Source organism: Parasynechococcus sp. (genome assembly GCF_045559935.1).
Lineage (GTDB): Bacteria > Cyanobacteriota > Cyanobacteriia > PCC-6307 > Cyanobiaceae > Parasynechococcus.
Genome location: NZ_JBJLJL010000008.1, coordinates 722,818 through 748,667 on the forward strand (window position 1 = coordinate 722,818; position 25,850 = coordinate 748,667).

Consider the following 25,850-nt stretch of genomic DNA (forward strand, 5'->3'; position numbering starts at 1 on the left):
TCCGGCGCGGATGCTCAGCCTGTCCCACACCCTGGACGCCCAGCTGCGGGCGGCGATGGCACGGGCCTTCCCCGAAGCCGATGGGCCATTGGATCCGCAGCTGGCGCCTGCCAGCAAGCCGGAATTCGGTGATTTCCAGGCCAACGGTGCCCTGCCGCTGGCCAAGCCGCTGAAACAGGCGCCGCGGCAGATCGCCTCAGCGATCCTGGAGCAGCTCCAGGCCGACACCGACTTCACCGATCTCTGCCTGGAGCCTCAGATCGCCGGACCTGGTTTCATCAACCTCACCCTTCGCCCGGAGCGGCTGGCGGCTGAGGTGGCTGCCCGGCTCGGGGACGCACGCCTCGGGGTGCCGGCGGCGGAGAACACCTCACCGGTGGTGGTGGACTTCTCCAGCCCCAACATCGCCAAGGAGATGCATGTGGGGCACCTGCGCTCCACGATCATCGGCGACTCGCTGGCGCGGGTGCTGGAGTTCCGCGGCCATCCGGTGCTGCGCCTCAATCACGTGGGCGACTGGGGCACCCAGTTCGGGATGCTGATCACCCACCTCAAGCAGGTGGCTCCCGAAGCGCTGGAGACAGCGGACGCCGTGGATCTCGGCGACCTGGTGGCGTTCTACCGCGAGGCCAAGAAGCGGTTCGATGAGGACGAAGCCTTCCAGACCACATCCCGGGACGAGGTGGTGAAGCTGCAGGGGGGCGACCCCGTTTCGCTGAAGGCCTGGGGACTGCTCTGCGATCAGTCGCGCCGTGAATTCCAAAAGATCTACGACCGCCTCGACATCCGCCTGAGCGAGCGCGGTGAGTCGTTCTACAACCCGTTCCTGCCGGCGGTGGTGGATGGCTTGAAGGACGCCGAGTTGCTGGTCACCGATGACGGTGCCCAGTGCGTGTTCCTCGAAGGAGTGCAGGGCAAGGACGGCCAACCCCTGCCGGTGATCGTGCGCAAGAGCGATGGCGGCTTCAATTACGCCACCACCGATCTGGCGGCGATCCGCTATCGATTCGGTGATGGCCCTGAGGGGGATGGCGCCCGCCGCGTCATCTACGTGACCGATGCCGGCCAGGCGAACCATTTCGCGGGGGTGTTCCAGGTGGCTGAGCGGGCCGGTTGGATCCCCGATGGAGCTCGCCTTGAGCACGTTCCCTTCGGTTTGGTTCAGGGGGAGGACGGCAAGAAGCTCAAGACCCGATCCGGCGACACGGTGCGCCTGCGAGATCTTCTCGATGAAGCGGTGGAGAGGGCTGAGGCCGACCTGCGCTCGCGTCTGAAGCAGGAGGAGCGCAGCGAGTCGGAGGAGTTCATCCAGCATGTGGCGGGAACTGTTGGTTTGGCGGCTGTGAAGTACGCCGACCTCAGCCAGAACCGGATCACCAATTACCAGTTCTCCTTCGACCGGATGCTGGCGCTGCAGGGCAACACGGCGCCGTATCTGCTGTATGCCGTGGTGCGCATCGCCGGCATTGCCCGCAAGGGGGGCGACCTGGAGGCGTCCACGGCTCAGCTGGCGTTCACCGAGCCCCAGGAATGGGCCCTGGTGCGGGAGCTGCTGAAGTTCGATGCGGTGATCGCGGAGGTGGAGGAGGAGTTGCTGCCCAATCGTCTGTGCAGCTATCTGTTCGAGCTCAGCCAGGTGTTCAACCGCTTCTACGACCAGGTGTCTGTGCTGAAGGCGCCACCCGAGGCACTGCCGTCTCGCCTGGCCCTCTGCCGCCTGACCGCTGACACCCTCAGACTGGGGCTCGGACTGCTGGGCATCGCCACCCTGGATCGCATGTGAGTCAAGCCGAGCGCCGCTTCACGCCGGCCGGTGCCCCTGCGGCCCGTCCTGCCGTTGAAAACCTGAAGGGCTACAGCGCACCTCTGGAAGGACGTCGTGATCTCCTGCGACTGGATTTCAACGAGAACACCATCGGTCCCAGCCCGCTGGTGGCCCAGGTGCTGCGGAGTTTCAGCAGCGAGGAGATCGCTGTTTATCCCGAGTACGACGGGCTGCAGGAGGCGGTGGTCCGCAACCTGCTGGAGACCGGTTGCCGTGCCGGACTGCAGCCGCATCAAGTCGGCGTGTTCAACGGCGTTGATGCCGCGATTCATGCGGTGTTTCAGGCCTATGGCGATGCCGGAGACCGTCTGCTGACCACGGCTCCCACTTTCGGCTACTACAGCCCCTGTGCGCGCATGCAGGGGATGGAGATCGAGGCGATTCCCTACGACGGTGCGGGGTTCTCCTTCCCTCTGGAGATGATTCGTGAGGCTCTCGAGGCACGATCGCCGCGGCTGCTGCTGATCTGCAACCCCAACAACCCCACGGGAACACGTCTGGAGCCGCAGCGGATTCTTGAACTGGCGACCGCAGCCCCCACCACGCTGGTGGTGGTGGACGAGTTGTATGAGGCGTTCACCGGCGACAGTGTGCTGCCGTGCGCTGATTTCTCGGCCACGCCGAATGTGCTGGTGTTGCGCTCACTGGCCAAAACCGCCGGGCTGGCGGGTCTGCGCATCGGCTTTGCCATTGGTCATGCCGATGTCGTCGATCGGGTGAGCCGCGTCACGGGTCCGTACGACGTCAACAGCGTGGCTGTGGCTGCGGCATTCGCGGCGCTGGCGGATCAGTCCTACGTCGATGCCTACGTCGCCGAGGTGCTGCGCGCCCGCGCCTTGACCCTGGAGGGTCTGAAGGCTGCAGGACTCCGTCATCACTGCGACGGCGGAAACTATCTGCTGATCTGGCCGAAGCGTCCTCCCCTCGAGGTGGAGGCGGATCTGCGCGCAGCCGGAATCCTGGTGCGTTCGATGGCTGGCAAACCGCTGATCGATGGCTCCCTGCGCGTCAGCCTCGGCACCAGCAGTCAGATGCAGCGTTTCCTGGAGGCTTTCCTCGCCATCGACCCGTGACGCGTCTGCTGCTGCTGGCCACCGGTGGAACCATTGCCGGGCGTGCTGCCGAGGCGACCCAGCTCAATGCCTACACCGCCGGTGTCATGGCCGGAGACGAGCTGCTGGCGGCGCTTCCGCAGTTGCAGGGGTTGGCGGATATCACGGTGGTGCAGATCGCCAATGTCGACAGCGCTGACCTGTTGTTTGGGCATTGGCGCGCGTTGGTGGGGCGCATTCGTGATGCCTTTGCGGCAGATCCAGAGCTGGCCGGGGTGGTGATCACCCATGGCACCAACACGTTGGAGGAAACGGCCTGGCTGCTTCAACTGCTGATCGATGACCCTCGACCCGTCGTCCTGGTGGGAGCGATGCGTCCGGCCACGGCCCTCAGTGCCGATGGGCCGCTCAACCTGTTTCAAGGCGTGCAGGTGGCGTTGAGCCCCGAAGCCCATGGCCACGGCGTGCTGGTGGTGATGGATGGCCAGATCCATGGTGCCCAGCGGGTCACCAAGGTGGCCACCCAGGGGGTGGGAGCCTTTGCCAGCCCCGGCAGCGGACCGCTGGGCTGGGTGGATGACGTTGGCGTGCATCTGCCCGTGAACGCGGCGGATCGCTTTTGTTTCTTCGCGGATTTGTCCTTGCCGGAGCACTGGCCGCAAGTGGCGATCGTGCATGGTTGCGTCGAGCCGCCTGGCTTCCAGATCACGGCTCTGCTGCAGGCTGGAGTGGATGGCCTCGTGTTCACCGGCACTGGAGCCGGTCAGCTCTCGCGATCGGAACGTCAGGCGCTGGAGGAATGGCAGGGGCCGCTGCCGCTGATGCTGCGTTCCAATCGCTGCGGTCGGGGCCCTGTCCATGACCGTGAGGACGATGCTGAGCTGGGCCTGCTTGCCGCCGCTGATCTCAATCCTCCGAAGGCACGTGTGCTGTTGCTTCTGGCTCTGATCGCCGGGCTGGATCGGGATGACCTCGCAGGCCTGCTCAGCGCATCACATCGATGACCGTGGTGTCGCTGAGGGAGCCGGGAAGACTCATTCTCGTACCGACCTGGCGAATCGTCGTTCCGGCCATGGCATCCAGGAACGGCTGGACTCCCTCCTGGTCGCAGTCGGCTGGGGCCTCGCCGTTGACGTATTGCACCGGAATCACCCGTTTGGGATTGAGCTGCTTGACCACGTCGGCAGCTTCCGCACCGTCGTAGATCTTGCTGCCGCCGCCCACGCCGATGATCAGCACATCTGGTCGGCCCAGCAACACCTTGTCCGCTCCACTGAGTGGACCTGCCGTGGCACCGAGATGGGCAAAGTTGAGTCCCCCCTGCTGCCAGCGCCAGAGGGTGGCGTCGCCGAAGCGGCGACCGTCGATGCGGTCGTGGGGGCTGGCGAAGCCCTCCAGCACCAGTCCGCCGATGCGATAGGAGCCCGGCGCCACCAGAAACCGGCCGCTGGCAACCCCACGGGCCCCTTCATCCGCCAGTTCGGAACTGGCCAGAATCACTCCGGCGTTGACCCGTGGTTCCCCGAGGCCCGCAGCGCAGCCAACCGCCCGATAGGGATTCAGCAGCACGCTCTGCCCACCTCCCTGAATCAGCAGCGATCGCTGTCCATAACTGCTGATGGTGACGCCGGTACCGGCAAGAGCTGAAGCCTGAAGGCCCAGAGCCAGTCCGGTTGCAGCCATCAGGGTGGTGCGCAGCACGGGCATCGGGAACAACCTGTGGCCAAGGACGCTAACAGCGATGCCCCTCGGCCTCCCGCAGGAAATTGGCCAGCAGTTGATGGCCGGCCTCCGTAAGCACACTTTCGGGATGGAACTGCACGCCCTGCAGGTGAGGGTGGTTCCGGTGCCGCAGCCCCATGATCGTTCCGTCTTCGAGCCAGGCCGTCACTTCAAGGCATTCGGGAAGACTGTCCCGCTCAGCGATCAGTGAGTGATAGCGGGTGGCGGTGAGGGGCTGAGGCAGCCCGGCGAAGACGCCTTCACCCCGGTGCAGAACGGCGGACGTCTTGCCGTGCATCTGTTCGACGGCACGGACCACGCGCCCACCGTGCACCTGGGCGATGGCCTGGTGACCAAGGCAGACCCCAAGGGTCGGAGTCGTTGGCGACAGCTCCCTGAGAATCTCGAGGCAGACGCCGGACTGGTCCGGATCCCCCGGGCCTGGGGACAGCAGGATCGCGTCGGGCCTGAGCTCTCGGATCGTCGTTAGATCGAGTTCGTCATTGCGGTGCACCCTCAGGTCAGCTGCGATCGGGTGCTGCGGAGCAAGCTCCCCCAGGTACTGGACGAGGTTGAAGGTGAAACTGTCGTAGTTGTCGATGACCAGCAGCATCGTCTCAGGGGGTGGGGATCAGAGCCCCAGACGGAGCAGCAGGGGGGGAAGCAGCAGGAACAGGGCGATCAGCAGTGAACTGATCGCAGCCACCAGCACGGAAGCGGCGGCACAGTCCTTGGCGATGCGGGCCAGCGGGTGGTAGCGGCGGCCGATGGCCAGGTCGACCACGGCCTCGATCGCCGTGTTCAGCAGTTCGAGCACCAGCACGGCGGCCACCGTCAGCACCAGCACCGCCATCCGGATCAGATCCAGCTGCAGCCAGGTTCCGAGACCGAAGACCACCAAGCCGATGATCACGTGGATCCGGAAGTTGCGCTGACTGACGAAGGCGTAACCCAGCCCCTGAGCCGCGTATCGGAAACTGGCCGGCAGATCTCCGGCGATGCGCCAGGATCCCCTCCGGACACCGCGCTGTCCTGTACCAGGCATGGCAGCGACCTCCTCAGGCACCGGGATGGGGGTGTCAGTGGGCATCTCGCAGGGGATCGGTGACCACCAGGCCTTCACCTCGGGGCTGAACACTACCGCCAATGTCCAGGAGATGCTCCTGCAGCGCCAGCATCGCCGCCAGGGATTGATCATCCGGATGATCCCAGCCCAGCAGGTGCAGCAGTCCATGGCTGACCAGCCAGCGCAGTTCGCGCTCCAGGCTGTGGCCCTGCTCCTCCGCCTGGCGCTCAGCCGTCTCAACGGAAACGACGATGTCGCCGAGCTCGAGGCAGGGGGTGTTGGGCCAGCCGTCGCTGGGATCCAGCGCTGCGAAGGAGAGCACATCGGTGCTTTCCGCCCGATCCCGCCAGTGCTCGTTCAGTCCGGCGATGGTGCTGTCATCGGTGAAGCGCAGCCCGAGGCTCACCTCCTCGGCGGTGCGCACCGGTGCCGGGCAGGTCAGCTGGGCATCGGTTCGGACCGCTTCGATCCAGCTGATCAGCTGTTCAGGCCAGGGAATCAGGCCCGTCTGAAGGCCTGGTCCGAGATCCAGGGCCAGGTCGAGGGAGATCACGGCTGGCTTCCGGTCAGTGCGGCAGGGTCGGACGCCCCAGCCAGGCCACCAGAACGATGAACCCGAGGAATCCAAAGGCGGTGAGGCCGAAATGCACCAGGCTCTGACGACCCTTGCGCACCATGTTGCGCATCGCCTGTTTGGTGAAGCTGGGGGGTGACGAGGTTTCCGTGGCCATCGGATTCAACTGTCGGCATCGTCGCCGGGACGGTCAACACCCTGCCGCAGGGAGGCATCGATGAAGGGGTCGAGTGCGCCATCCATCACACCCTGCACATCGTTGGTCTCCTCACTGGTGCGCAGGTCTTTGACCATCTGATACGGATGGAACACGTAGTTGCGGATCTGGTTGCCCCAGGCCGCTTCCACGATGTCGCCACGGATGTCGGCGATCTCAGCGGCTCGCTGCTCCTGGGCGATCACCAGCAGCTTGGCCTTGAGCAGCGCCATCGCCTTCTCCTTGTTCTGGAGCTGGGAGCGTTCCTGGGTGCAGCGCACCGCCAGGCCGGTGGGGATGTGCAGGATCCGAACCGCCGTTTCCACCTTGTTCACGTTCTGCCCGCCGGCGCCGCCGGAGCGACTGGTGGTGACCTCCAGATCCTTTTCGGGGATGTCGATGTCGACCTCCTCGTCGATCTTGGGCATCACCTCGATGCCGGCGAAGCTGGTCTGGCGCTTGTCGTTGGCGTTGAACGGTGAGATGCGCACCAGGCGATGGGTGCCTTTCTCGTTGCGCAGATAGCCGTAGGCGTAGCGCCCTTCCACTTCGATCGTGCAGCTCTTGATGCCCGCTTCCTCACCCTCGGAGAGTTCGTCCACGGTCACCTTCATGCCGTGGTCCTCGGCCCAGCGGGTGTACATGCGCAGCAGCATCTGAGCCCAGTCCTGGGCATCGGTGCCACCGGCGCCGGCATTGATGGTGAGAACAGCGCCCTCCTTGTCGTAGTCACCACTGAGCAGGCGCTCCAGCTCCCAGCGGTCCAGGCCCAGGCGAAGACCGTCCAGGCCCTGCTGGGCCTCCGCGAGCATGTCGTCGTCGGGCTCAAGGTCGTACAGCTCAAGAGTGGCCTGAGCGTCCTCGATCGACGCGCGCCAGTTCTGCAGTTGCTGCAGCTGTGCTTTCACCTCGTCGAGGTTGCGCATCTGCTTCTGGGCGTTCTGCTGGTCATCCCAGAAGTCGGGCTGGGCAGCCAGCTGCTCGAGATCCCTCTGCCTGGCGTTCAGTGCGGGGACGTCAAAGACAGTCCTGGGCATGGCCCAGGCGGTCAGTGAGCTCGGAGAGATCGCGCTTGAAGTCGGTGAGGTCCAGCAAGGACGGGTCCTTGATCAGGGATCGACGCTACCAGCGCCTTCGCTTCATAGAGTCCGGAGATCGGTGTCATTCGAGCCATGGCCAAGGTCGAGATCTACACGTGGCGCACCTGCCCGTTCTGCATCCGGGCAAAGCATCTGCTGGACAGCAAGCAGGTGTCGTACACGGAGTACGCCATCGACGGTGACAATGCCGCCCGCGATGCGATGGCCGAGCGCAGTGGAGGCCGCCGCAGCGTGCCCGAGATCTTCATCGATGACCGTCACATCGGAGGGTGCGATGAACTGCATGCGCTGGAGCGGGCCGGCGAGCTTGATCCTCTGCTCGCCGCCTGAGCCATGCGTCAGCTGTTCGTTCTGGATCCCCTGCAGCAGGTCCGTCCGGAGAAGGATTCCACGGCGGCGTTGATGCAGGCGGCCCAGCGGGCGGGCGATGACATCTGGGCCTGCACACCATCGGATCTGATCGCCCGGGGGGACGAGCCCCTGGCTGTGGCGCTGCCGGTGACACCGGACCCCTGGATCGGTGTCGGATCTCCGGAGCGTCAGTCGTTGTCTGGATTCGACGTGATCTGGATGCGCAAGGACCCGCCGGTGGATGAGGCCTACCTGTACGCCACCCATCTTCTGGAGGTGGCCGAGCGCGCCGGTGTGCGCGTGCTCAACCGCCCCAGTGCCCTCCGCGCCTGGAACGAGAAGCTCGGAGCTCTGCGCTTCAGTCGCTGGATGGCACCGACGCTGGTGGCCGGCCGTGTCAGCGAGTTGACCCGATTCGCGGAGGAGCAGGGTGAGGTCGTCCTCAAACCTCTCGGTGGTCGGGCCGGGCTTGGTGTGATCCGGGTGTCGGCCGATGCGCCCGGGCTCAAGGCCCTGCTCGATCTGGTCACCGATCAGGAGCGGCTGCCGGTGATGGCACAGCGGTTTCTTCCGGCTGTGATGGAGGGGGATAAGCGCATCCTGCTGGTGGACGGAGAGCCGCTTGGAGCGGTGAACCGGCGTCCCAGCGCCGGAGAGTTCCGCAGCAATCTGGCGGTGGGCGGTCAGGCCGAGGCGACGGTCCTGAGCGAGCGGGAACGTCGCATCTGCGAGGCGTTGACGCCATCCCTGCGCTCGGAAGGTCTCTTCTTCGTGGGCATCGATGTCATTGACGGCATGTTGAGCGAGATCAATGTCACCAGCCCGACGGGCATCCGCGAGGTGGAACGGCTGATGCAGCAGCCGCTTGCGGATCAGGTGATCGAACGGCTGCGTGGACTGCTCTGAGCGTCGGAGCTCCAGTCGAGCTGGTCGGCGAGGACGGCCAGCTTCAGACCCACTTCCTGGAGTTCCCGCTCAGCGATCGATCCCCGCACCAAACCGGCACCGGCGGTGAGATCCAGACGCTGGCCGCGGGCATGGCCGCAGCGGATGGCCACACGCAGCTCGGCATCTCCGGCGCTGTCGATCCAGCCGAACGGAGCGGCGTAGCCCCCCCGTTCGAACGGTTCCAGGGTCCGCAGCCAGGCCATGGCCTCCCGACGCGGCAGACCCGCCACAGCAGGTGTCGGGTGGAGCTGGTCCGCCAGCGCCAGAGCGGAGAGGCCGCCGGTCTCCGCCGTGATCGGTGTGTGCAGATGGGTGAGGCGGCCATGGCGTGCCAGCTGAGGCTGACGCCGTCTCCATGGCGTCAGGCCCGCCTGGCGCAGTTGATCGGTGATCGTTTCCACCACCAGTTCATGTTCTCTGCGGTCCTTGTCGGACTGCAGCAGCTGTTGACCGTCATCGCCATGACCGGCGGTGCCGGCCAGGGCATCGCTGCGCAGGCAGCCTCCCCGAAGACTCAGCAACCGCTCCGGTGAGGCTCCAAAGAACACATTCCCGGCTTCCCGCTGCCACAGAAACCGGCAGCTGCCCGCCTGCTGCCGCCTCAGGCGGCTCAGCAGAGGCAGCGGATCGAAGGGCTGCGTCAGATCGATCGACTGGCGCACCGCCAGCACCAGCTTGTGCAGATCGCCGCCGTTGACCAGCTCAAGGGCACGGTGGAGTGCACCGCTGTACTGGTCCTGCCAGGGCAGTGCGGCATGCCGGCTCCAGAGAGGTTCGGCCTTGTCCACGGGCTCGGCTGGCCGGGACTCCTCCAGATCCGTTGCCTTCAGCCAGAGCCGTTCGGCCAGATGACGGGCATCGGCGGCATCGGTGACGACGCCGTTGATGCGCAGCCAGCCGCGGCGTCCCTGGCGGCTCAGTTGCCAGCAGGGCAGCACCGCCTGGACCGAGGGCACCGTCATCGGGTCCTGCTGATGTCCGGTGGTCTGATCGAAGAAGCTGAAGCTGAGCAGCACCCGCGGTCTGGCCTGGGGCGGGCAGTCGGGCCGACCATCCACCAGCCGCCCCAGCGTCAGATCGGAGAAGCGCTGGGCCAGTTCGAAGCGGCGGCTTCCCGCCAACTCCAGCTGCTGGCAACGCCCAGCTGCCGCCAGACTCAGCCCCGGTGCACAGTCCCACAGCATCCGGAAGGTCTGCTCGCCGGCCAGCCCCGTCAGCGCCCACATGGGGTCAATGCCGTCGAGAGGCAGCGCCAGGCTGAGCAGGCCATCGTCGCCGCTCCGGTCCCTCCATCCGGACTCGGCAGCACTCAGCAGGTCATAGAAGCGTGAGTCAGCCGGCATCCGCGGCGAAGGCTGTGCAGGGGGACTGCTCAAATGTATGGGTCATCATCCGGACCGAGGCGGTCCAGTCCATGCCAGAGCCTCAGGATGTCGCATCCCGTTACGACAAGCGCCGTCGTCTGTGGATGGCAGCGATCAAATGGCCGATGTACTCGGTCGCTGTCATGCCGGTGCTGCTGGCCGCCGGCTGGCGGCTCGGGGCCGGTCTTGGCCTGCGCTGGGATCAGCTGCTTGGTTTCCTGCTGGCGGCGATCCTGCTGCTGCTCTGGGAGAACCTCAGCAACGATCTCTTTGATGCCGACACCGGCATCGATGAGCGGGGGAAGCCCCACTCGGTGATCAATCTCACCGGTCGTCGCGACTGGGTGGCCCTGCTCTCCAGCACGGCACTGCTGCTCGGCCTGCTGTTGATGGGCTGGCTGGCTCTGCGCAGCAGTCCCGCCGTTCTGCCGCTGGTGCTGCTGTGCTGCGGCATCGGATACGCCTATCAGGGGCCACCGCTCCGCCTGGGGTATCGGGGTCTGGGGGAGCCCCTCTGCTGGCTGGCCTTCGGCCCCCTCGCCACGTCGGCTGCCCTGCTGGTGCTGGCTCCCGAGGGAACCGCCGCGATTCCCTGGCGCATCGCCCTGACCCTCAGCGCGGGGCCGGCGCTGGCGACCACGCTTGTTCTCTTCTGCTCCCATTTCCACCAGGTGGAGGAGGATGCAGCCCACGGCAAGCGATCGCCGGTGGTGCGTCTCGGCAGCGCCAGGGCAGCGGCTCTGGTCCCATGGTTCGTGGCCCTCACCCTGGCCTTGGAATGGATCCCCGTCCTGCGGGGGCAGTGGCCTCCGACCGTTCTGCTGGCCGGCATCGGTCTGCCGGCAGCCACGGCGTTGATCCGTCTGCTGCATCAGCACCATGACCAGCCTGAGCGGATCGTCGGCAGCAAGTTCCTGGCATTGCGCTTTCAGGCCCTCAACGGTCTTGGTCTGAGTGTGGGACTGGCCCTCTCGGCGGTCAGGCTCTATTGATGAAGCCATGGACCTTCAGCTGCAGATCCGACCGTTCCGGTTTGCGCTGATTCAGCCGCTGCGCACGGCTGCAGGGGTGCTGCGGGATCGTTCCGGCTGGCTGCTGCGGCTCGAGAGCAGGGGTGGCCGAATCGGCTGGGGGGAGGTCTCCCCGCTCGATCAGGCACTGCTGCCCCGCTGCCGGCGTGAGCTCGAGACGCTGCCCAGCCCTCTGACGCGGGAGACGCTCGAGCCGCTGTTGCCACGACTCAGCGGCGCCATCGGTTTCGGCCTCGGTGGTGCGCTGGCGGAACTGGATGGGCTGGTTGGAGATCGCGCCAGGCGCGGCTGGCTGATGGCACCACAAGGGGCGGAGCTGCTGCCGGCCGGAGGCCTGATGCTGCCGCATCTGGATCGTCTGCTGGAGCAGCGCGGACGCCGTCGGGCGCTGACGCTGAAATGGAAGGTCGCGGCAGAGGCAGACGGGCTGGAGCGCCGCTGGCTTGAGCAGTTGATGGAACGCCTTCCGTCGACGGCGCGTCTGCGGTTGGACGCGAACGGCGGTTGGGACCGAACGACAGCGCTGGCCTGGATGCGCTCGTTGGTGGGAGATGCACGCTTCGCCTGGCTGGAGCAGCCCCTGCCCCCGGACGATCGGGACGGACTGGAATCGCTGGCGGAGCAGGGGCCGGTGGCATTGGACGAGTCCCTGATGCGCGATCCCAGGCTGCGGGAGACCTGGCCCGGCTGGCAGGTGCGCCGCCCAGCCGTGGATGGTGATCCGCGTCTGCTGCTGCGGGATCTGCAGGAGGGCATGCCGCAGCGGATGGTGAGCACCGCTTTTGAAACAGGGATCGGCCGCCGTTGGTTGCATCACCTGGCAGCACTCCAGATGCAGGGTCCGACCCCGGCGGCCCCGGGGCTGGCTCCAGGCTGGTGTCCTGCCGGCCCGCTGTTCTGCGATGACCCGCAGGTGGTGTGGGAGGCGGCGGCCTGATGGAGGCCTCTGCTCTGCTCAGCCGTCCCGGGGAGTCCGAATGGCTGCAGCTGGGAGACCCGCCAGTCCCGGAGCGATTGCTGCCGAAGGGGCCCGGAGTGGTGATCGGCAGCGGGGGCAGCACCGGTGGACGGCGCCTCTGCCTGCAGCCGGCGGCGCACCTGGATCGCTCCGCTGCCGCCACGGCGGATTGGCTGCGGAGCATCGGCATTGATCCGGCGGCCTGTCTGACGCTCAATCCCCTGCCGATGCATCACGTCAGCGGGTTGATGCCCTGGTGGCGCAGCCACTGCTGGGGAAGTCCGCACGCTCCGCTGGCTCCCGATCTGATGAAGCGCCCCGAAGCGTTGGTGCGTCATTGCAGCGACCTGCCGGACTGGCAGGGGCGTGTGCGGCTGCTCTCGCTGGTGCCGACCCAGCTCGCCAGGCTGATGGGGCAACCAGCCGCAGAGGCCTGGCTGCAGGGCTTTGCTGTGATCTGGGTGGGCGGCGCTGCGCTGCCGGCAACTCTGGCCGCGCGGGCCAGGGAGCGGGGCATCCGGCTGGCCCCCTGTTACGGCGCCACGGAGACGGCCGCGATGGTGGCGGCGCTTCCCCCGGATCGCTTCCTTGCCGGTGCAGCGGGCTGCGGTGATCCGCTCCCGGATGTGGATCTGCGTCTGACGGAAGCCGGCGGCCTGCAGGTCAGAACGGACCGTCTTGCCTGGGGCTGCTGGTGCCCTGATCAACCGGATCGGATCGCCCCGCTGGCCGATGCCGACGGCTGGTGGAGTTCCGGCGACAGGGCCGTCCTCGGAGAGGGGGGGGTGCAGCTGATCGGACGGCTCGATTCCGCCGTTCAGTCCGGCGGCGAGACGGTGTTCCCCGAGCAGCTCGAGCAACGTCTGATGGAGGCGGCCCGCAGGCAGCGTCTGCCGCTTGCGGCAGTGCTGCTGCTGGGCGTCGACGACGGTGAGTGGGGGGCAAGGCTGGTGGCGCTGATCCGGCCGCAGGCGGGCTGCTCCGAGGTGGACCTGCTGGCCTCTCTGCAGGCGGTCACGGTTGATTGGATGGCCGCGGAACGCCCAAGACGCTGGGTGCTCTGTGCGGACCTGGCGGTCAGTGATGCGGGCAAATGGCGCCGTGATCACTGGCGGCGTTGGCTAGAGCGGGTTGATGCGGCCGAGGCCTGAGGCCTCCAGCCAGCGGTCGACGCCCTCCGGCAGGTTGCAGCGCCGGCGGGTCGTCGCCTTGATCGCGACATGGCGGAGCAGGCCGCGGGCCACGCTGGAGCCGGCATGCAGAAAGTTGCTGCTCACCTCGAAACTGCCGGGATCCAGTCGCCTGGGCTCGAGCGTCACCACCAGACCATCGCCTGCGTGGACCGGTCCGAGGAAATCGGTGCTGCAGTGCACCACCGGCAGGGCCACATCGGGGAAGCTGTGCTGGCCGCGGCAGCCGGGAAACACGTCCGTTGGCTGCACACCGAAGGTCTGCAGGCTCTCCTCCCAGCTTTCATGACACCAACGCAGCAGCTGGTGAAAATGCATCACACCAGCAGCATCGGTGTCGCCGAAGCGAACCGTCCGTTCCAGGGTCAGCCAGGGCGGGATGTCCAGAGGACTCAGCGATCCACGGACCCCATGATCACGTCGATGGAACCAAGGATGGCCATGATGTCGGCCACCTTGTGTCCCTTGAGGATGTGGGGAAGGATCTGAAGATTGTTGCTGTCAGCGGCTCGGATCTTGAAACGCCAGGGCGTGACATCGTTGTTGCCCTGGATGAAGATGCCGATCTCCCCTTTTCCTGATTCCAGACGGGTGTACAGCTCACCGTCAGGGATCTTGAAGGTGGGCGCCACTTTCTTGGCGACGTACTGGTAATCGAAGCCTGCGGCCTCGCTCCCCTTGCCTTCGTTGAGACGTCGCGCCTCGAGATTCTCGGTGGGACCACCGGGGATCATGTCGCAGGCCTGACGCAGGATCTTGAGGGACTGGCGCATCTCCTCGATTCTCACGCGATAGCGCGCGTAGCAATCACCTTCCTTCTCCCAAGCCACCTGCCAGTCGAAATCGTCGTAGCACTCGTAGTGGTCCACCTTGCGGAGGTCCCAGGGCACACCGGAGGCCCTCAGCATCGGGCCGGACAGGCTCCAGTTGATGGCGTCCTGCTCCTCGATCGTGCCGAGCCCTTCGATGCGGCGTCGGAAGATCGGGTTGTTGGTGATGAGTTTTTCGTATTCGTCGATCTTCGGTGCGAACCAGTCGCAGAAATCGCGACACTTCTCCAGCCATCCCCAGGGGAGATCGGCTGCGACACCGCCGATCCGGAAGTAGTTGTTGTTGATCAGGCGCTGACCGGTGGCCGCTTCCCAGAGGTCGTAGATCATCTCCCGCTCCCGGAAGATGTAGAAGAAGGGCGTCTGGGCTCCCACGTCCGCCAGGAAGGGTCCAAGCCAGAGCAGGTGGTTGGCGATGCGGTTCAGCTCCAGCATCAGCACGCGGATGTAGCTGGCACGCTTCGGCACCGGGATGTCCGCCAGCTTTTCCGGAGCGTTGACCACCACCGCCTCGTAGAACATGCCGGCCGCGTAGTCCATGCGGCTCACGTAGGGCACGAACATCACGTTCGTGCGGTTCTCGGCGATCTTCTCCATGCCCCGGTGGAGGTAGCCGATCACCGGTTCGCAATCCACCACATCCTCACCATCGAGGGTCACCACCAGCCTCAACACCCCATGCATGGAGGGGTGGTGAGGCCCGAAGTTCACCACCATCGGCTCCGTGCGCGTTTCCAGCTGCGTCATGGGAGCCACGGATCGATCGATGAATCAATCTTAAGGAGTCCACCTCGGGTCGTTGCTTGCCGATCGCGCCTCAGTTCAGCCACGTGCCGGTGCTGGCGGATGCCGTTGTGGCAGCTGCGCAGCCTCTGGCGGAATCGGCCGGTCTGCTCATTGATGCCACCCTCGGTGGAGGCGGTCACAGCGCTCTGCTCCTGGAGCGGCATCCGGGGTGGCGGCTGATCGGTCTCGATCAGGACCCCACGGCTCGCGCAGCAGCGGCCGAGCGACTGGCTCCCTTCGGAGAGAGAGTTCAGATCGTCGCCACCAACTTCGCGGACTTCACCCCTGACGAACCGGCCCTGATGGTGCTTGCGGATCTGGGGGTGAGCAGTCCCCAGCTGGATGTGGCGGCGCGGGGATTCAGCTTCCGCCTGGATGGGCCTCTGGACATGAGGATGAACCCGGATCAGGGAACGGAGACCGCGGCGCAGCTGATCGGGAGGCTTGAGGAGGGCGAGCTGGCCGACCTCATCTACGCCTATGGAGAGGAGCGACTGTCGCGCCGCATCGCCCGCAGGATCAAGGCGGATCTGGCTGCGCAGGGGGCCTACAGCGGGACGGCCGCCCTGGCCTACGCCGTGGCCGGCTGTTATCCGCCGAAGGCGCGGCGGGGACGCATCCATCCCGCGACCCGCACCTTCCAGGCCCTGCGGATCGCCGTGAACGACGAGCTGGGTGTGCTGGACCGACTGCTTCAGCAGGCCCCGGACTGGCTGGAGCCCGCTGGGCGGCTGGGAATCATCAGCTTCCACTCCCTCGAGGATCGCCGCGTGAAGACGGCATTCCTGCGTGATGACCGGCTGGAAAGGCTCACCCGCAAGCCCGTCGTGGCCTCCGCGGAGGAACAGGACAGCAATCCCCGCAGCCGCAGTGCCAAGTGGCGACTGGCTCGGAGGATCGATGCCGGTTGATCCGATCTGGTGGCTGGCGCTGGCCCTCCAGCTGGTGGCCCTGCCGGGAACACTGCTGCCGGTGCTGCCGGGACTGCTCTGGCTGCCGGTCGGTGCCGGGCTCTGGTGCTGGCATGTCGGCTGGAGTGCCGGCTGGCCGCCGCTGCTGCTGGCCGCGGTGACCTTCGCCTTGGGGCTGATCGCCGATCTGCTGGCGGTGAGCCTGGCCACAGCGAGGCTGCAGGCTGGTCGCTGGTCTGCTCCGGCAGCGGTGGTCGGGCTCGGTTTCGGTCTGTTGGCCGGTGGATTCGGGGTGCTGATCGGTCCCTGGTTGATGGCAACCGTCGTGGAGGCATGGTCGCTGCGAGAGCGCTCTCCGGAGCTCGGCTGGAATGCCCGCGCTGTCCGCTCGATGCGGGTCGGCCTGGCGGTTGTGGCCGGACTGCTCGTCAGCCAGGTGGCTCAGCTGCTGCTGGCCTTGATCGGCGCGGTGGGGTTCGTGCTGCTCACCGCCCTTTGAGGAAATCGGCCCGGTCGTCGGAGCCGAACAGCTGGCGGTAGGCGGCACCGGTGATGCAGAAGACGAGGGGAACCGCCGCCAGCAGACCCAGAACCATCAGCAGAACGCCGATCAGAAGGATGATCGTCTGCAGCACCAGCAGGCCCAGCACCGGCCACCACTGACCCTTCACACGTTCAAAGCCGCGGCGGATCGTCGTGATCGGGCCACGACCATCGAGGAGTGCGATGAAGCCCAGGAAGGACTGGTTCACCTGCACGTACACCCCCAGAACCCAGCCGCTCAGCAGCGCAATGAGGGCCACGGGGCTCTGCATGAGCTTCATGACCATCGTCTGATAACCCGGGATCAGCACGTTGAGCTGCTGCGGATCGCTCAGATCGCTCGTGAAACTGAGATTCAGCAGCCGGGCGGCGGGCTGGATGGCCTCGGCGGCGGTCAGGGCAACCCCGATCACGATCAGAGCGATCGGCAACAGCAGCAGAGCCAGCACCAGCTGACTGCTGAACAACCGCCAGATCGCCGGACCGTTCAGGGCGGCGAGATCCGCGAAGGCCGGTTTTCTTCCGTCGAGCGCGATCCAGGCACCACGCACCAGCCCGATGCTGATCCAGAGATCGATCAGCGTTGTGGCCAGAAACCCGGCGATTCCGGGAAGCAGATCCACCAGCGACGACAGGATCGTCGCGACGACCGCGAAGCCGACGAAGCTCCACGGGGAAAGCAGGAAAGCCCTCCAGCCATCCCGGATCGCCAAGCCCGCATCGAGAGAGTGCCCCGGCGTGCTGGTCATCATCGGTTTCAGGGATCAGTCGGAAGGTACTGAGTTCAAGGGGTGAGCGCACGCACTGCCTGCGTGATCACACGGATCGCCTGCTCCACGTCCTGCTCGGTGGTGCTTCGTCCGAGGCTGAGCCGCAGGGAGGCTTCCGCCAGCTGTCGGCTGCGGCCGAGAGCCTGCAGCACATGGGAGGGTGAGCCGTTGCTGCAGGCGGATCCGCTGCTGCAGGTGAGTTCCGGACGCAGAGCCCGATGCAGGCGATTGCCATTGACCCCGGGGACGCTGATGTTGAGGTTGTGAGCCAGGCGTGGTGCCTGAGCTCCGTTGAGCAGGATCTGAGGAAGCTGTTCCTCCAGACCGCGGAGCAGGTGATCCCGCAGCTCCTGCAGTCGCGCGGAACGGGCATCCCGTTCCGCGACCGTCAGCCGTGCCGCGGCAGCGAACCCGACGATCAGGGGAGCCGGGAGGGTGCCGGGGCGCAGGCCCTGTTCCTGGCCGCCGCCCCACTGAAGAGGGGTGAGATCGATCCCCGGGCGGATCACCAGGGCTCCGATCCCTTTGGGGCCGTACAGCTTGTGGGCGCTGAGGCTGACCAGGTCCAGTCCCAGGGCATCCGGATCGAGGGGAATATGTCCGAAGGCCTGGGCCGCATCGCTGTGAACCGTGATGCCCCGTTGCCGGCAGATCGCGGAGAGTTCCGCCAGTGGTTGCAGCACTCCGATTTCGTTGTTGGCCGCCATCACGCTCACCATCACCGTGTCAGCGGTGATCGCATCCCTGAGATCGTCCGGGCTGATCAGGCCATCGGGTCCAGGCTTCAGCAACGTCAGCTGGAATCCCTCGCGCTGAAGCTGATGGAGAGGGTCGAGAACGGCGTGGTGTTCCGTGACCACGCTGATGAGATGGCCCGGCCGGTCTCCGGAACGCCTCCGGGCTCTGGCGTGGCCAAGCAGGGCGAGGTTGTTGGCTTCGGTGGCCCCGCTGGTGAACACCACCCGTTCGGGTTCCACCGCCAGGCATTCCGCCAGCTGCCGTCGCGCCAGGGAGACCGCGGCGGCGGCACTGAGCCCGAGCCGATGCTGCCGGCTTGAGGGATTGCCCCACTGCTCGCACCAGTACGGCTCCATCGCCTCCACCACTTCGGCAGCACAGGGCGTGGTCGCCTGGTGATCAAAGGCAAGTGGTGACGAGGTCAGATCAGAGGCGCGGGTTCTTGTCACCATGGTGCGCAGATTTCCGCCGCAACGCGCATGCGTTCTGTGCTGTCCAGGCTGATGTTGTCCGCAGCCGTTGCCTTGCCTGTGCTGCTGTGCACTGCGCCGATCCGCGGGATCGATCGTCAGGAGGTGCTGGAGCAGATGAAGAAATCCAGGCCTCAGGATCTGAAGGTGCTGATCGAGGAGCCCGATGCCGGAGGCCCGCGCATCATCGGCATCTATGCGGTGAGGACGCCCTCGTCCACGGACACCATGCGGCGTTATCAGATCTGGGAGGAATCCCCTTCCGATCTGAACATCTACTTCGAGTCGGTCGACTGCAGCGCCTCCAGCCCGGTTCGCGTCAAACGCACCGCGACGGCGGTGTACGTGCGGACGATCAATCCCGGGGGTCCGGTGAACGACACCAACCGTGAGGATCATCTGGTCTGGTGGGCGGCCTGTGTTCCGGAGCTGGCGGGCACCGATCCGGTCACGCTGAGGGACAAGGCCCTGTCTCTGGGGTATTCGACCCTGATTCCCGAACGTCAGGAGCAGTTACCCGCACTGGCTCCCTGAGCTCGTGCTTCATACATTGCACTGAGTGCGAGCCAGCCATGAGCGACGCCCCCCCACCCAGCACAGACGAGCAGGAGGTTCCGGCGCCGAGGCTGCTGCTGGTTGACGATGAGCCCGGTCTGCGAACAGCGGTTCAGGCTTACCTCGAGGACGAGGGATTCGATGTGACCACGGCCGTGGATGGCGAGGAGGGCTTCGTGAAGGCGCAGCAGATGCTGCCGGATCTGGTGATCAGCGACGTGATGATGCCGAGACTCGATGGCTACGGCCTGCTGAAGAAGCTGCGGGCCGACGAGCGTTTGGGAGGAACCCCGGTGATCTTCCTCACGGCCAAGGGGATGACGGCGGACCGCACCCAGGGGTACATGGCCGGCGTGGATGACTACATCCCCAAGCCGTTCGACCCGGATGAACTGGTGGCGCGGGTGCGCAACGTGGCGCAGCGCCAGCAGCGGTTGCTGCAGGAGGCGGCCCGGTTCGCTGACACGGACATGGGTCAGATGGCCAAGCAGATCACTGAAATCCGCTCCCTGCTGGCCCAGGCGGAAGCTCTGCCCGCGAAAGAGCCGGTGGTGCACAGCTTCACGCCGCGGGAGGCGAGCGTGCTGCAACTGGTGGCCGAGGGGCTGATGAACAAGGAGATCGCCCGCCAGCTGGAGACCTCGATCCGCAACGTCGAGAAGTACGTGAGTCGGCTGTTCAACAAGACCGGCACGTCCAGCCGCACGGAACTGGTGCGCTATGCCCTGGAGCACCGTCTGGTGACTTGAGGGCTGGCTGGCGCGAGGCGGCGCTCAATCAGGGCTGGACGTATCGCGACCGGGTGCCGGCTGAAGCGGCCGGCGCGTCCTTGATCGACTGGTTGGCTCAGCTCTATCGCCATTCGGATGCCGAGATGTGGCGTCAGCGCATCACCGCTGGTGAGCTGGATTGCAATGGGCTGCGCCTGGTGGCAGATCGGCAACTGCAGGGCGGAGAGATCCTCTGTTGGCGTCGCCCGCCCTGGCGGGAGGAGGCGATTCCCGATCAGTGGCAGACGATCCATGACGACGGCGATCTGCTGGTGATCAACAAGCCGTCGGGCTTGCCGGTGATGCCCGGCGGTGGCTTTCTGCGCCACACGCTCACGGCCTTGCTGGAGCCGACCGGTGCGCGGCCGGTGCACCGCCTGGGGCGGTTCACCTCCGGTCTGCAGGTGTGTGCCCGCACGCCGCAAACCCGTGCCTTTTGGTCGAAGCAGTTCCGGCCGGCCGGCGGTTGCCGCAAGGTGTATCAGGCCTGGAGCCAGCGGGTGCCCGGGTTGGAGTTGGGGCAGTGTTTGACGGTGAGCAGTGATGTGGTGGAACGGCCGCATCCGATCCTGGGCTGGATCTGGGGGCCGGAACCGCTCCACGATGCGCCGATCCGCAAACGGCTTTCAGCCCATTCCGAGCTGGAGCTGTTGGAGCGCACGGATGATGCCGATCGATTGCAGGTGACGATCACCACAGGCCGGCCGCATCAGATCCGTATCCATCTGGCGCAGCTGGGCAGCCCGCTGCTGGGGGATCCCTTGTATCTGCGCAATCGCGAGGTTTCAGCAACCGCAACCCCCGGGGACGGGGGCTATCGGTTGCATGCCTGGAGATTGGAAGCCGAGGGGCTCACATGGCGATGTTGGCCTTCCCCTGATTGGGGGATCTGCTGAACGGTTGCCATCCCTCATGTGGGGGATATTTGTTGCAAACTTTTTCTCATAAGGATGAATGCTTGTGTTCGGATGTCGCAAGTTCTTTGGCCTTTCTCAGTTGCTTTTAAGAGAGTTATTCGTTTGAAACTTTAGGGTTTTGGGGAGTTGAATTGTGTTGTTTCGTGGCGCTTCAGGGATCTGTTTCCGGTGATCTTTATTGGGGAGGAATGTCAGGTCAGTTGACCTTGACGAATTCTGGCGATACGTCTCTCAGTGACTGGTCATACACCTTCCGCACCACTCAGAAAGATGTTCAGGTGTGGTCGTCCAGCTACGACGTTGTTGATCTGGGGGATGGCACCTATGAGGTGACCATTCGCCCCCCGAGTTGGGGTGCCTCCATCCCTGCCGGAGGCTCCCTGAGTCTGAGTTTCAACGCCGTCAGCGTCGACCTTCCCACCAGCGGGACATTGACGGACGAGATGTTCTTTATTGATTCAGTTGTGGAAGGCTCGGGCCCTGAACCGGAGCCGGATCCCGAGCTCCAGCCTGAGGCTGAAGCACCGAACAGCGATTCCCCAGCGCGGGTCTTCGAGGTGGATGTCTACTCAGGAGAGGTCACCGACTTCCGCCCCGGCATCGATCGTCTGGATTTCGGCGGGCAGTCGGTTCACAACCTGATTCTCGGCAAAACGGAAGAGGGCTACGTCACCTTCTCTGAGCCCCTGGAATGACGCCCAGAAGATGACCCTGGTGGGGGTGACCTACGACCAGCTGGCCCTCGAGGACTACGGCGTCGTCGGCAATGAACACCTGCGTCAGGACCTTGGAGGGGTTGTCTCATGGGAGTTGGGTGTCGGCGACAGAGACCCCAACACCACGTACATCCGTTCCCATGCGTACGGCAGGGTCGAGACCATCACCGACTTTGATCCGACCACCGACAAGATCAGCTTTCTCTATTACGGCACCCGCGAGCGTCTTTCTGTGACGCAGGACGGTGCTGACCTGGTGATTTCGACGGAGCCAACCGGGCAGACCTTCATCTTCCAGAACACCAACCTGGCTGACATTCCTGGGGCCAGCCTGGAATTCCACTTCGATCAGATCGTTGAAGACAACCTCGAGATCCCCTTTGGGCGCTCGGTGCAGTCGTTGACGCTCAAGGACCGCACTGCTCTGCTGACCCCCGCAGCGCCTGCCGGTGAGCTGACGGATGGCTTCCAGACCCAGTCCGGCGATGCGGCGGTGAATGAGCAGCCCCCCCACGACAGCCACTCCATGGGCGACCACGGCTCCATGCCAATGGATCCCGACACGGAGATGGACATGGAGACGGCTCCAGAGATGGGCATGGACTCCGCCATGCCCAGCGACCCAGAGCCGACGGTTGAGGTGGAAACCGGTGCTTCGGGTCTGGTGGTGTCCGCCACGATCACGGGTGGTTGGTCGGGCACCTTCGCCGGAAACGTCACGGTGACCAACACCACCGGCACCTCGGTCGGCACCGACTGGACGGTGAGCTTTGTCTCCGATGCACCGTTGAAGAGCGTCAGCAACTTCGAGTTCACCAACACGCTCCGTGACGATGGCCGTTACGTCGTCACCCTGGCTCCCAAGTCCTGGTCGGCTCCCCTGGCCGCAGGTTCCGCCCAGAGCTCCTACTACCAAGGTTCCGGCGACTTCTCTGATCCGAATCAGGTGTTCGATCTCGCTGCCACGAGCGCCGAGGTGGCTCAGCCGGAGGCTTCTGAGCAGGACGCTGGCGAGGCTGTTGAGCCTCCCGCTGTCGAGCCCCCCGATGCTGAGGTCACGGTGACTGAAGACACCACGGTCGTTGAAGACGGCACGGTCACCATCGACTACGAACGCCCCAACGGCACGACCGACAAGCGGGTGGTGACCTATTTCGAGGAGTGGGGCATCTACAGCCGCGACGTCAATCTCTCCGACGTCGACGGCCAGTCGATGACCCACATGAACTACAGCTTCTTTGATGTGAAGGCCGATGGGTCGATCACTTTGTTCGACGAATTCGCAGCTCTGCAGAAACGCTTCTCCCAGTCCGATCAGGTCAGTCGCACCTTCACCTCCAGCGACTACGCCGCCATGGCACCGGAGCTGCTCGACATCTACGAAAACTCAGGGCGCTACACCGTTACCCAAACCGGTGGCGCCATCACGGTGACGTCGGTTCCCGTGGGCTGGAACGGCGTTGGCACCAACGATGCCGGCAACTTTGAGCAGCTGCGCCGCTTCAAGGAGCTCAATCCGGAGGTCAACCTCGGCTTTGCCCTCGGTGGTTGGACGCTGTCCGATGAGTTCAGCACCGCCTACGCCACGCAGGCGGGTCGCGACAAATTCGTCAGCGAGACCGTGCGCATTTTCGAGACCTACGACTTCTTCAACGTGGTCGATTTCGACTGGGAATACCCCGGTGGCGGCGGTAAGGCGGGCAATGCCGTTTCCGCCAGTGATGGGGCCAACTTCGAGCTGGTGTTGCGCGACCTGCGCACAGCCCTGAATGATCTCTCGGCCCGCACCGGGCGTGACTTTGAGGTGTCGATTGCCACGGCCGGTGGCCAAGAGAAGCTGGGCAACCTCAATCTCCAAGGCATCGACCCCAACGTCGACTTCTACAACGTGATGACCTACGACTTCCATGGCGGTTGGGAGAACGTCACGGGCCATCAGGCTGCGATGACCGGTGACGCCAACAACTACGACGTCACCGGGGCTGTTGATGTTTTTGAAACGGCGGGCATCGAGCTGAGCAAGGTCGTGATGGGGGCCCCGGCCTACACCCGCGCCTGGGGGAACGTCTCGGATGGCGGAACCTTCGGCTATCAACAACCCGGCTCCGGTCGTGATGCCACCGGTTCATTCGAGGCCGGCGTTTACGACTACAAGGATCTGCTCAACGATGTGGTCACGGGTCAGGCGCAATCTCTACTGGGACGACGACAACAAGGCGGCCTTCCTCTACGACGGTGATGAATGGAGCTCGATGGAAACCACAGCCACCATTGCCGGTAAGGCGGCCTATGTGGAGGAGAAGGGGTTGGGCGGAATGATGTTCTGGGCCCTCAGCAACGATGCGGCAGGCGAGGCGAGCCTGGTGGAGGCTGCTGATGACCTGCTGCGCAAGGGAGCCAGCTATGCGGAGGTGATCGAACGCGCCCCTAACTTTGACGCCATCATTGGCGGCAATGGTGATTTCAGCCTGTCGGATTTCACCGGTCTGGTTTGATCAGGAACTCCCTCATCTCGAGGGAGGATTTTGTTCGCAACAGTGATGCTCCGATGTGATCAGGACTTGCGGAACTCGATCAACCGCGAGAAGTAGAAGGGGGCCTTGTTCAGGCTGCGGCGCACCAGCTTGAAGCCACAGGCTTCCGCCGCTTTGACGATGCCCTCTTCCTTCAGGGTGTAGGCCCGGGTGGTTTTGCTGGGGCCGGGGAACAGCTGGCCGATGCCCTTCAGCAGCGCCAGCAGCGGGGTGTACGGCGCAAAGCTCACGATCAGGCGCTGCTCGGTGAGGCCGCAGAGGTGCTTCACCATCTCCTCGGCCGGCTGCTGGGGGTAATGGATGAACACATCCAGGCAGCACACCGTGTGGAACGAGCCGCTGAGGCTTTCCAGGTCGCTGGCAAAGAAGTTCAGCTTGCCCATGTCCAGGCCCGCCTCGCGGGCGCGGCGGTCCGCTTCCTGAGCCATGGCTTCGGAGATGTCGCTGGCGCTGATCGAGCCGGCCCCCATCTCGGCCAGCGGCAGGCTGAGGCTGCCGACACCACAGCCGGCATCACAGAAGCTCACATCACTGAGCTCACCGCTGGCCTGGATCCAGGACAGCACTTCATCCACGGTTTTCTGGTGACCGATGCGGATGTTGCGCTGCACCTTGTTCACGTCATCGCTTTCGCTGTAGATGCGGTTCCAGCGATCGAAGCCCGTGGTTTCGAAGTAGCCCTTCACCTCCTGTTTCTCGGCCTGTTTCTGCTCCAGCAGTTGATCGGGGGCCATCGAAGCAGGGTCGTGTTCGGCGGGATCTTAAGCAGCGCAGCCCCAGTGGAGTTTCCCCTCGCGTTGGCTCCAGCGCAGCAGGTTCGTCAGCTGCTGGCCCACCAACGCGTCGTTCAACGTCACAGCGGTGCCGATCACCCGTCGTGGTGCGACCGTCGCTCCCCAGATCGCAGCGCCCGGCTGCCCGCACCAGCCGGCCAGCCGTCTGACGCCCTCCAGCTGGGGCAGGGTCACCCCTGCCAGGGTGCCGTCCTCCAGTCGGCAGGTGCCGTTCGTCACCAGCAGCACCCGCTCATCCCAACGGTGTTCTCCATCGGCAAGGCCATAAGGAGCCAGGGCATCGCTCACCAGCACGACCTGGTCCGGTGCCAGCCGTTGCAGCAGCACCGCCATGGTGGGATCCACGTGCACCCCGTCGGCGATCAGTCCCAGGGCGATGCCGCCCCGCCGACAGGCTTCACCCAGGGGCCCCGGGGCCCGGTGATGCAGACCCGGCATCGCATTGAAGGCATGGGTGAGCATGCCCACCCCCTGATCAAACCCCACAGCGGCCTGGTCCGCCTTCGCGGCGCTGTGGCCGAGAGCCACCATGATTCCCAGTTCTTTGAGCCTGGCGATCACGGCGCTCGCACCCGGGAGTTCCGGAGCCAGCGTCATCAGGGCGATCTCCGTTTCGAACCCGCCGATGCGTTCATCGAGCGCCTCAAGGCTGGGAACCGCCAGGTGTTCCGGCGGGTGGGCGCCGCGGCGCTCATTCGCCAGAAAGGGTCCTTCCAGATGGGCTCCCAGCAGGCGGCAACGGCCGGCCTGTTCGTGGCGGCGAGCCTCCTGCAGAACGCTGAGGGCCTGCCGGAGTGGCGCAATGCCGCAGGTGACCAGCGTCGGAGCGATCGCCTCCACGCCATCGGCCCAGAGCTGGTCCAGCAGATCGATCAGACGCGGCAGATCGCTGGGCTTCAGTTCTGGGAAGGCCAGGCCCAGCCCACCGTTGATCTGCAGATCGATGCCGCGGGGACTCAGCCAGTCGCCGTTCCACGACTCACCGGCTGTGAGGTCTCCGGTCGCCATCGGCAGGATCTGCCGGATGATTCCTTCCGGAGTGATCTCCAGCTGGTGGAGCTGATCCAGCTCCCGATCGAGCGGGGCCGGCAGACGCACATCGATGATCCGTCGCATCGGGTCGGGCCTGGCAGGGTCGT

At 65.2% G+C, this 25,850-nt stretch carries 27 protein-coding genes and 1 pseudogene; 15 read left to right on the forward strand and 13 right to left on the reverse strand.

Going from position 1 to position 25,850, the window contains the following annotated elements; genetic code table 11:
• Nucleotides 1-10 precede the first annotated feature (10 nt).
• From argS to ACJ0G7_RS08175, 3 genes are read left to right on the forward strand one after another with little or no spacing between them, the layout of a single operon-like run.
• Nucleotides 11-1,783, forward strand: a complete 1,773-nt coding sequence (argS, locus tag ACJ0G7_RS08165) for an arginine--tRNA ligase (protein WP_407395684.1) — start codon at nucleotides 11-13, stop codon at nucleotides 1,781-1,783.
• On the forward strand, nucleotides 1,780-2,898 hold the full coding sequence (locus ACJ0G7_RS08170; protein WP_043693383.1) for a histidinol-phosphate transaminase: 1,119 nt from the start codon (nucleotides 1,780-1,782) through the stop codon (nucleotides 2,896-2,898). Before argS ends, ACJ0G7_RS08170 begins: the two co-directional genes overlap by 4 nt.
• On the forward strand, nucleotides 2,895-3,881 hold the full coding sequence (locus tag ACJ0G7_RS08175; RefSeq protein ID WP_407395687.1) for an asparaginase: 987 nt from the start codon (nucleotides 2,895-2,897) through the stop codon (nucleotides 3,879-3,881). Before ACJ0G7_RS08170 ends, ACJ0G7_RS08175 begins: the two co-directional genes overlap by 4 nt.
• Here ACJ0G7_RS08175 and ACJ0G7_RS08180 read toward each other — a convergent pair.
• The 6 genes from ACJ0G7_RS08180 to prfB form a co-directional block, all read right to left on the reverse strand.
• A complete protein-coding gene (locus ACJ0G7_RS08180) occupies nucleotides 3,862-4,584 on the reverse strand; it encodes an MBL fold metallo-hydrolase (RefSeq protein ID WP_407395688.1) in 723 nt (240 codons plus the stop codon). The two genes, ACJ0G7_RS08175 and ACJ0G7_RS08180, sit on opposite strands and share 20 nt — an antisense overlap.
• A 25-nt stretch (nucleotides 4,585-4,609) precedes the next feature.
• Entirely contained in the window at nucleotides 4,610-5,212 is a 603-nt protein-coding gene (locus ACJ0G7_RS08185) for an anthranilate synthase component II (protein WP_407395689.1), read from the reverse strand.
• Between the two features lie 18 nt (nucleotides 5,213-5,230).
• Nucleotides 5,231-5,644, reverse strand: coding sequence for a diacylglycerol kinase family protein (locus ACJ0G7_RS08190; RefSeq protein ID WP_253912860.1), 414 nt, complete (start codon nucleotides 5,642-5,644; stop codon nucleotides 5,231-5,233).
• A gap of 34 nt (nucleotides 5,645-5,678) precedes the next feature.
• Nucleotides 5,679-6,215 carry an rRNA maturation RNase YbeY gene (ybeY, locus tag ACJ0G7_RS08195; protein WP_052378315.1) on the reverse strand — a complete coding sequence of 179 codons (537 nt, stop codon included), beginning with the start codon at nucleotides 6,213-6,215 and terminating at the stop codon, nucleotides 5,679-5,681.
• Between the two features lie 16 nt (nucleotides 6,216-6,231).
• Nucleotides 6,232-6,396: a DUF3285 domain-containing protein gene (locus tag ACJ0G7_RS08200; RefSeq protein WP_071839706.1), complete on the reverse strand. Its 165-nt coding sequence runs from the start codon at nucleotides 6,394-6,396 to the stop codon at nucleotides 6,232-6,234.
• Nucleotides 6,397-6,401: 5 nt separating this feature from the next.
• Nucleotides 6,402-7,530 (reverse strand): peptide chain release factor 2 gene (gene prfB, locus ACJ0G7_RS08205; protein WP_156957149.1). Its coding sequence is split into 2 segments (ribosomal slippage): nucleotides 6,402-7,454 and nucleotides 7,456-7,530, totalling 1,128 coding nucleotides; the frame shifts between segments, so codons are not numbered across the junction.
• A 77-nt stretch (nucleotides 7,531-7,607) separates the two neighbouring features.
• On the opposite strand from prfB, the gene grxC reads away from it, so the two are divergent.
• On the forward strand, nucleotides 7,608-7,865 hold the full coding sequence (gene grxC / locus ACJ0G7_RS08210; RefSeq protein WP_043693359.1) for a glutaredoxin 3: 258 nt from the start codon (nucleotides 7,608-7,610) through the stop codon (nucleotides 7,863-7,865).
• Nucleotides 7,866-7,868: 3 nt separating this feature from the next.
• The gene (gshB, locus tag ACJ0G7_RS08215; protein ID WP_043693356.1) at nucleotides 7,869-8,792 is read left to right on the forward strand and encodes a glutathione synthase; all 924 of its coding nucleotides are present in this window, start codon (nucleotides 7,869-7,871) and stop codon (nucleotides 8,790-8,792) included.
• Here the strand turns inward: gshB and ACJ0G7_RS08220 are convergent.
• Nucleotides 8,759-10,177, reverse strand: coding sequence for an isochorismate synthase MenF (locus ACJ0G7_RS08220; protein ID WP_043693352.1), 1,419 nt, complete (start codon nucleotides 10,175-10,177; stop codon nucleotides 8,759-8,761). The genes gshB and ACJ0G7_RS08220 overlap by 34 nt on opposite strands.
• Nucleotides 10,178-10,248: 71 nt before the next feature.
• Here ACJ0G7_RS08220 and menA point away from each other — a divergent pair, with 71 nt between their 5' ends.
• From menA to ACJ0G7_RS08235, 3 genes are read left to right on the forward strand one after another with little or no spacing between them, the layout of a single operon-like run.
• On the forward strand, nucleotides 10,249-11,190 hold the full coding sequence (gene menA / locus ACJ0G7_RS08225; RefSeq protein WP_043693349.1) for a 2-carboxy-1,4-naphthoquinone phytyltransferase: 942 nt from the start codon (nucleotides 10,249-10,251) through the stop codon (nucleotides 11,188-11,190).
• 7 nt (nucleotides 11,191-11,197) lie between these two features.
• Complete coding sequence (locus ACJ0G7_RS08230; protein WP_407395693.1) at nucleotides 11,198-12,166, forward strand: o-succinylbenzoate synthase; 969 nt, start codon at nucleotides 11,198-11,200, stop codon at nucleotides 12,164-12,166.
• Nucleotides 12,148-13,338 carry an AMP-binding protein gene (locus tag ACJ0G7_RS08235; RefSeq protein ID WP_407395694.1) on the forward strand — a complete coding sequence of 397 codons (1,191 nt, stop codon included), beginning with the start codon at nucleotides 12,148-12,150 and terminating at the stop codon, nucleotides 13,336-13,338. The genes ACJ0G7_RS08230 and ACJ0G7_RS08235 overlap by 19 nt, the downstream gene beginning before the upstream one ends.
• Here ACJ0G7_RS08235 and ACJ0G7_RS08240 read toward each other — a convergent pair.
• Together ACJ0G7_RS08240 and ACJ0G7_RS08245 are read right to left on the reverse strand one after the other, a co-directional pair.
• A complete protein-coding gene (locus ACJ0G7_RS08240) occupies nucleotides 13,309-13,764 on the reverse strand; it encodes an acyl-CoA thioesterase (RefSeq protein ID WP_407395885.1) in 456 nt (151 codons plus the stop codon). The two genes, ACJ0G7_RS08235 and ACJ0G7_RS08240, sit on opposite strands and share 30 nt — an antisense overlap.
• A gap of 5 nt (nucleotides 13,765-13,769) precedes the next feature.
• Entirely contained in the window at nucleotides 13,770-14,954 is a 1,185-nt protein-coding gene (locus tag ACJ0G7_RS08245) for an NAD(P)H-quinone oxidoreductase subunit H (RefSeq protein ID WP_043693339.1), read from the reverse strand.
• Between the two features lie 56 nt (nucleotides 14,955-15,010).
• On the opposite strand from ACJ0G7_RS08245, the gene rsmH reads away from it, so the two are divergent.
• Nucleotides 15,011-15,904: a 16S rRNA (cytosine(1402)-N(4))-methyltransferase RsmH gene (gene rsmH / locus ACJ0G7_RS08250; protein WP_407395696.1), complete on the forward strand. Its 894-nt coding sequence runs from the start codon at nucleotides 15,011-15,013 to the stop codon at nucleotides 15,902-15,904.
• Nucleotides 15,894-16,403, forward strand: coding sequence for a DUF456 domain-containing protein (locus ACJ0G7_RS08255; RefSeq protein WP_407395697.1), 510 nt, complete (start codon nucleotides 15,894-15,896; stop codon nucleotides 16,401-16,403). The genes rsmH and ACJ0G7_RS08255 overlap by 11 nt, the downstream gene beginning before the upstream one ends.
• Here ACJ0G7_RS08255 and ACJ0G7_RS08260 read toward each other — a convergent pair.
• Together ACJ0G7_RS08260 and ACJ0G7_RS08265 are read right to left on the reverse strand one after the other, a co-directional pair.
• A complete protein-coding gene (locus ACJ0G7_RS08260; protein ID WP_407395698.1) occupies nucleotides 16,390-17,196 on the reverse strand; it encodes a hypothetical protein in 807 nt (268 codons plus the stop codon). The two genes, ACJ0G7_RS08255 and ACJ0G7_RS08260, sit on opposite strands and share 14 nt — an antisense overlap.
• A 35-nt stretch (nucleotides 17,197-17,231) precedes the next feature.
• Nucleotides 17,232-18,407: a cysteine desulfurase family protein gene (locus tag ACJ0G7_RS08265; protein WP_407395700.1), complete on the reverse strand. Its 1,176-nt coding sequence runs from the start codon at nucleotides 18,405-18,407 to the stop codon at nucleotides 17,232-17,234.
• A gap of 27 nt (nucleotides 18,408-18,434) precedes the next feature.
• Between ACJ0G7_RS08265 and ACJ0G7_RS08270 the strand changes: the two genes are divergently transcribed.
• The 5 genes and pseudogenes from ACJ0G7_RS08270 (at nucleotide 18,435) to ACJ0G7_RS08290 (ending at nucleotide 23,878) form a co-directional block, all read left to right on the forward strand.
• Nucleotides 18,435-18,959: a hypothetical protein gene (locus ACJ0G7_RS08270; protein ID WP_043693329.1), complete on the forward strand. Its 525-nt coding sequence runs from the start codon at nucleotides 18,435-18,437 to the stop codon at nucleotides 18,957-18,959.
• Between the two features lie 38 nt (nucleotides 18,960-18,997).
• On the forward strand, nucleotides 18,998-19,729 hold the full coding sequence (locus tag ACJ0G7_RS08275) for a response regulator transcription factor (RefSeq protein WP_043693326.1): 732 nt from the start codon (nucleotides 18,998-19,000) through the stop codon (nucleotides 19,727-19,729).
• The gene (locus ACJ0G7_RS08280) at nucleotides 19,726-20,646 is read left to right on the forward strand and encodes a pseudouridine synthase family protein (protein WP_407395701.1); all 921 of its coding nucleotides are present in this window, start codon (nucleotides 19,726-19,728) and stop codon (nucleotides 20,644-20,646) included. The genes ACJ0G7_RS08275 and ACJ0G7_RS08280 overlap by 4 nt, the downstream gene beginning before the upstream one ends.
• A gap of 209 nt (nucleotides 20,647-20,855) precedes the next feature.
• Nucleotides 20,856-21,362, forward strand: coding sequence for a cellulose binding domain-containing protein (locus tag ACJ0G7_RS08285; protein WP_407395702.1), 507 nt, complete (start codon nucleotides 20,856-20,858; stop codon nucleotides 21,360-21,362).
• A 631-nt stretch (nucleotides 21,363-21,993) separates the two neighbouring features.
• Nucleotides 21,994-23,878: pseudogene (locus ACJ0G7_RS08290) on the forward strand (glycoside hydrolase family 18 protein).
• A 59-nt stretch (nucleotides 23,879-23,937) separates the two neighbouring features.
• Here ACJ0G7_RS08290 and bchM read toward each other — a convergent pair.
• Both bchM and ACJ0G7_RS08300 read right to left on the reverse strand, forming a co-directional pair.
• Complete coding sequence (gene bchM / locus ACJ0G7_RS08295; RefSeq protein ID WP_407395703.1) at nucleotides 23,938-24,651, reverse strand: magnesium protoporphyrin IX methyltransferase; 714 nt, start codon at nucleotides 24,649-24,651, stop codon at nucleotides 23,938-23,940.
• A 27-nt stretch (nucleotides 24,652-24,678) separates the two neighbouring features.
• Nucleotides 24,679-25,827, reverse strand: coding sequence for an N-acetylglucosamine-6-phosphate deacetylase (locus ACJ0G7_RS08300; RefSeq protein WP_407395704.1), 1,149 nt, complete (start codon nucleotides 25,825-25,827; stop codon nucleotides 24,679-24,681).
• Nucleotides 25,828-25,850: the final 23 nt, after the last annotated feature.

Coding starts and splice junctions, on each gene's coding strand:
- grxC (WP_043693359.1), top strand. CDS start 7,608: ATGGCCAAGGTCGAGATCTACACGTGGCGCACCTGCCCGTTCTGCATC.
- ACJ0G7_RS08260 (WP_407395698.1), bottom strand. CDS start 17,196: ATGACCAGCACGCCGGGGCACTCTCTCGATGCGGGCTTGGCGATCCGG.
- ACJ0G7_RS08200 (WP_071839706.1), bottom strand. CDS start 6,396: ATGGCCACGGAAACCTCGTCACCCCCCAGCTTCACCAAACAGGCGATG.
- ACJ0G7_RS08300 (WP_407395704.1), bottom strand. CDS start 25,827: ATGCGACGGATCATCGATGTGCGTCTGCCGGCCCCGCTCGATCGGGAG.
- ACJ0G7_RS08255 (WP_407395697.1), top strand. CDS start 15,894: ATGCCGGTTGATCCGATCTGGTGGCTGGCGCTGGCCCTCCAGCTGGTG.
- argS (WP_407395684.1), top strand. CDS start 11: ATGCTCAGCCTGTCCCACACCCTGGACGCCCAGCTGCGGGCGGCGATG.
- ACJ0G7_RS08190 (WP_253912860.1), bottom strand. CDS start 5,644: ATGCCTGGTACAGGACAGCGCGGTGTCCGGAGGGGATCCTGGCGCATC.
- gshB (WP_043693356.1), top strand. CDS start 7,869: ATGCGTCAGCTGTTCGTTCTGGATCCCCTGCAGCAGGTCCGTCCGGAG.
- ACJ0G7_RS08245 (WP_043693339.1), bottom strand. CDS start 14,954: ATGACGCAGCTGGAAACGCGCACGGAGCCGATGGTGGTGAACTTCGGG.
- bchM (WP_407395703.1), bottom strand. CDS start 24,651: ATGGCCCCCGATCAACTGCTGGAGCAGAAACAGGCCGAGAAACAGGAG.
- ACJ0G7_RS08220 (WP_043693352.1), bottom strand. CDS start 10,177: ATGCCGGCTGACTCACGCTTCTATGACCTGCTGAGTGCTGCCGAGTCC.
- ACJ0G7_RS08265 (WP_407395700.1), bottom strand. CDS start 18,407: ATGGTGACAAGAACCCGCGCCTCTGATCTGACCTCGTCACCACTTGCC.
- ACJ0G7_RS08230 (WP_407395693.1), top strand. CDS start 11,198: ATGGACCTTCAGCTGCAGATCCGACCGTTCCGGTTTGCGCTGATTCAG.
- ACJ0G7_RS08285 (WP_407395702.1), top strand. CDS start 20,856: ATGTCAGGTCAGTTGACCTTGACGAATTCTGGCGATACGTCTCTCAGT.
- ACJ0G7_RS08185 (WP_407395689.1), bottom strand. CDS start 5,212: ATGCTGCTGGTCATCGACAACTACGACAGTTTCACCTTCAACCTCGTC.
- menA (WP_043693349.1), top strand. CDS start 10,249: ATGCCAGAGCCTCAGGATGTCGCATCCCGTTACGACAAGCGCCGTCGT.
- ACJ0G7_RS08180 (WP_407395688.1), bottom strand. CDS start 4,584: ATGCCCGTGCTGCGCACCACCCTGATGGCTGCAACCGGACTGGCTCTG.
- ACJ0G7_RS08275 (WP_043693326.1), top strand. CDS start 18,998: ATGAGCGACGCCCCCCCACCCAGCACAGACGAGCAGGAGGTTCCGGCG.
- ACJ0G7_RS08270 (WP_043693329.1), top strand. CDS start 18,435: ATGCGTTCTGTGCTGTCCAGGCTGATGTTGTCCGCAGCCGTTGCCTTG.